The 4,145-nt window shown below is 73.6% G+C and carries 4 protein-coding genes and 1 pseudogene; 3 read left to right on the top strand and 2 right to left on the bottom strand.

Annotated elements, in window-relative coordinates:
* Positions 1 to 292: DUF3499 domain-containing protein (locus AC5LSR_RS15500; RefSeq protein ID WP_493465172.1), on the bottom strand; the 292-nt coding region annotated here is incomplete at its 3' end.
* A 228-nt stretch (positions 293 to 520) separates the two neighbouring features.
* Here AC5LSR_RS15500 and AC5LSR_RS15495 point away from each other — a divergent pair.
* From AC5LSR_RS15495 to AC5LSR_RS15485, 3 genes are all read left to right on the top strand, one after another.
* Entirely contained in the window at positions 521 to 1,033 is a 513-nt protein-coding gene (locus AC5LSR_RS15495; protein ID WP_250284959.1) for a metallopeptidase family protein, read from the top strand.
* 34 nt (positions 1,034 to 1,067) lie between these two features.
* Positions 1,068 to 1,307 (top strand): hypothetical protein, encoded by a 240-nt coding sequence (locus AC5LSR_RS15490; RefSeq protein ID WP_250290236.1) that lies wholly within the window; start codon positions 1,068 to 1,070, stop codon positions 1,305 to 1,307.
* Positions 1,308 to 1,609: 302 nt separating this feature from the next.
* The gene (locus AC5LSR_RS15485) at positions 1,610 to 3,322 is read left to right on the top strand and encodes a type I phosphomannose isomerase catalytic subunit (RefSeq protein ID WP_445548274.1); all 1,713 of its coding nucleotides are present in this window, start codon (positions 1,610 to 1,612) and stop codon (positions 3,320 to 3,322) included.
* A 46-nt stretch (positions 3,323 to 3,368) separates the two neighbouring features.
* On the opposite strand, the pseudogene AC5LSR_RS15480 reads toward AC5LSR_RS15485, so the two are convergent.
* A pseudogene (locus tag AC5LSR_RS15480) lies at positions 3,369 to 4,145 on the bottom strand (hypothetical protein); the annotation flags it as partial.

The raw sequence follows: 4,145 nt of genomic DNA, 5'->3' as shown, positions 1-4,145 counted from the left end.
GGCCGGGCGGGTCGTCACGACCCGTGGGTCGGGCCACCTCACGAACCGCGTCCGCGAGCGCCTCAAGATCGTCGGAGGCCGGGCTGTGTCTGGACTCGCCCTCGATACGCACGACCGCCCAGCCCAGTGGCACGGTGAGACGGTCGGCGTGCGTCCCGCACAGGTCGTAGGAGTGCGGCTCGACGTAGGGGGAGAGCGGCCCGAGGACGGCTGTCGACTCGGCGTAGGCGTACGTGAGTGTGGCGACCGCAGCCGCTGAACATGCCGAGCGGGAGCAGCGCCGAGGCTTCACGTTCCGGACGGTAGCCCCCGGAACGGGCGACGGCCACAACCGCCCGCCGTGTCGCATCCATCCACAGAGAAAACGTAACAGATCTACGACACTTCGCATTCGCACGGTCGTCCCAACGGGACACCGGAACGCGGATACCGGCGGGCTGTGGCGGACGGTACAGCAGATCCCCCCGGGGATCCCCGGGGGGATCTGCACACTCCGCCCGGAGAGCCGTACGCTCACGACATGGCGGACAACGCCTCCACCGGCACCTCCTGGGGAACTCCCGCACCGGCCTTCCCGTCCACCCAGCCGCCGATACCCGCGGCACGTCGGCGTGACCGGCGTGGGCGCGGCCTGCGCGGGCTGCTCATCCCGCCGGAGGTGCCCGCCTACCGCAGCCGCGGCGAGCGGTTCGACGACCTCGTCCTGGACGCTGTCGAGCACCTTGAGCACCGCTGGTCGGCCGAGCTCGCCGGGGTCGAGTTCGCGGTCGAGGACGTCCCGCCCGTACCGGCCGTGTTCGGCCCGGACGACCCGGTGCCGCTGGCCCACCACCAGCCCCCGGCCGGCCGGGGGCGGTCCGCGACGCCGGACCGGATCATCATCTACCGCCGGCCACTGGAAGCCCGCGCGATGGACACCGACGACCTTGCCGAGCTCATCCTGGACGTCCTCATCCACAAGATCGCGGACATGCTCGGCATGGAGCCCGAGATCATCGATCCCGAGGGCCACGGCTGGCACGAGGACGAATAGCCAGGTGCGCCACCCGTGCTGCGACAGACGCGACATGCCGGCTTTGCGACCACCCCTGGATGTCCGCGGCGGTGCCGCGTCGGGTAGCCTGACAATCAGCCGGATCGACCGCGTGAATACCGGCGGCGACGCCGGCGGCCAGGCCAGCAGTGACGTGGGCGATAACATCGGCAATAACGTGGGTAACAACATGGGCAGCGCCGCGGGCGGCACAAATCCAGGCGGCCTGGAACACGGGGCGCACAGCGAAGGAATACGCACCGCGAGAATGTGACCGGCGGGTGCATCATGCCGCCAGCCACGGCCTCCGGCGCCGGGCCGCGTCGCTGTCAGGCCATGTCAGAACCGGCCGCGGCGCTGTAGGGGATCTTTTTCCGCCAACCGTGCCGATGGTCACGCGATACGGGGCCGGTCGCCGGTATCTTTTCCGGCCCGGCTGGGGACATCCTGCGGGAGAGGAGCGCGGAAAGGCTTTCAGCCGGCCGGCTGCCGAGCGGCGGCGACAACGACGGCTCCGGCCGGCGGCCCCTTCCGCCCGACGGAGGTCGAATAATGGTGACGAGGCGGTGAGCAATAGTGACGGCTGATCGGCCCGCCGGGATTCTGCGTTTGTTCGGGCGGGTGCGCGACTACGACTGGGGCTCACCCACCGCCATCTACGGCCTGCTCGGCGAGGCCCCCGCCGGCCGGCCGGCCGCGGAGCTGTGGCTGGGCACCCATCCGAGCGCGCCGTCCGAGACCGAGACCAGCGCCGGTGGCCGGCGGCAGCCGGCCGAGGACGCCGTGGGCCGGCTGCCGTTCCTGCTGAAGGTGCTCGCCGCCGAACGGGCGCTGTCCCTGCAGGTACATCCGGACCGGGCGCAGGCGCGGGCCGGTTTCGACGGCGAGGAACGGGCCGGCGTGCCACCGCAGGCCCCCTGGCGCCGCTACCAGGACCGCAACCACAAACCAGAGCTGATCGTCGCGCTCACCCCCTTCCGTGCCCTGGCCGGTATCCGTGACCCGCGGCACACCCTGCGCCTGGTGCGGGCCCTTGGCCATCCCCCGCTGACCGCCGCGTTCGAGCCGCTGCGCGCGGACCCCGCGGCCGGGGCCGCGGCCGTCCTGCGCACACTGCTGACGATGCCCGCCCACCAGGCGCGCGGCCTTGTCGCCGGGACCGTCGAGGCCGCCACCATGATCGCCGCACGGGCGGCGGCCGACGCGGCGGCGACCGGCAGGACGGCGACCGGCAGGACGATGGCGGGCAGAGCCGCGGCCGGCAGGACAGCGGCCGGCAGAGCGGCGGCCGGCAGAACGGTAGCCAGCGGGGCGACAACGCCCAGAGCGGCGGCCAGCGCGACGACAGCCATGACGGCCGACATAACGACCGACGTGGCCACGGCCGCCGACCTTGTCATCCGGCTCGCCGCGGCGCACCCCGGCGACGTCGGTGTCGCCGCCGCGCTCCTGCTCAACGACGTGCTGCTCCAGCCGGGGGAAGCGCTCTTCCAGCCGGCCCGCCTGCTGCACGCCTACGTCCACGGCATCGGCGTCGAGATCATGGCCACGTCCGACAACGTGCTGCGCGGCGGGCTGACGTCGAAACACGTCGACGTGGACGAACTGCTGCGCGTCCTGGATCCGACGCCGACCGGGGCACCCGTGCTCACCCCTCGGACGGTGGGCGGGACGGCCGGGATCATCGTGCGCACCTGGGATGTGCCGGTCGACGATTTCGCGCTGACCGAAGCGATCTGTGGCTGGACGGCTCCCGACCGGGCAACGCCGGACTGGACGGCGCCAGGCTGGACGGCCTCCGACCGGACGGCCTCCGATTGGAAGGTGCCCGGCTGGGCCGCGCCCGCCTGGACAGCTTCCGGCGGGCGTGTCGGCCACGACGACATCCCCGCCGGAAACGCCTCCCGCGCGGGCGCCCTCGACGCGAGCGCCTTCCGAGGAAGCGCCGCTGCCGGAAACGTCTCCCGTGGAAACGTCTCCGGTGGCAGTGCCGCTGGCCGGAACGCCCACGGTGGACGGAACGCCCACGGTGGGAACGCCCGTGACGGGAACGCCCTCGGCGGTGCGGTCACCATCCGGTGTCCGGCCATCCTGCTGGTGACCGAGGGCGCCGTCACGGTGGAAGGCGTGGGTATCCGCCCGGTGGGGCTTCGCCGGGGGCAGGCGGCCCTGGTGCCCCCGGCCCCGACCAGGGCACCGGCAGCGGACGGGACGCTGACCCTGAGCCTGTGGGGGCGAGGCAGGGTGTTCATCGCCTCACCCGGCTCGCACCCGCCACCACCGCCCTGACCGGCCGGCTGGCTGCCCGCCCCCTGGAGGCCGGCCGGCCTGGGCGTCAGGGGCCGGAGGTGGGGCCGGGCTGTCGGCGGAAGGCAGCCCGGGGGTCCTGGAACAGGGTGGGGACGAACACCGTCCGCGGCGCCGCCGACAGGGTCAGCGGGGCGACCCAGTCGGTCGTACCGATCGTCTGCGCCGCGACCAGCGGCCCGCCGCGGGTGACCATCCGCACGGCACCGGCCGACCCGACGGACACCGTCCGACCGGCCGGGATGCGCAACGGGCTCCCATCAATCCATACTGTCACCATGCTTTCCGGTGCGGTGAGCACCAGCGCGGAAAGTGTCCGATCAGGCGCGACAGGCAGCCGTATGGCGGCTGTAGCGTCAGGTTCGATCATGTCTGCCGCGCCGACCCAGCGGTACTCCCGCGCCAGCGGCACGGCTGTCACGGCCGGTGGCCTCCCGGCCGGCCGCGCCCCTGCCAGGGCTGGCGCGGCTCCCACCGCGGGCAGCCCGAGACCGGCGACCACCGGCCCGCCCGAGAGCACGGCCACCCGCACCGCCGCCGTGCCGACCCGCTCCGGTGACGCCACGGCGCCGGGCGTGAGCGCCGGTAACCGCAGGACACCGCCGCCGGGCACCCGTACCGCCGCCAGGCCCGGCGGGGTGAAGCGTGCGGACGCGGTGAGCAGCTCCAGACGGATCACCGCGTCCGTCTCGGGGGCGGCCACCACGACCTGCGCGCCCGCGATCCCAGCCGGTATCCCGGCCGTACCGGCCAGCACCAGCGAACCGCCGGCTCCGGAGCCGGCCGGCCCAGGCCCGGTCACTCC

The sequence above is a fragment of the Protofrankia sp. CiP1_Cm_nod4 genome (assembly GCF_982290645.1).
The sequence above is the reverse complement of the archived record's forward strand: the minus strand, read 5'-3'. Positions and strand labels throughout refer to the sequence as shown.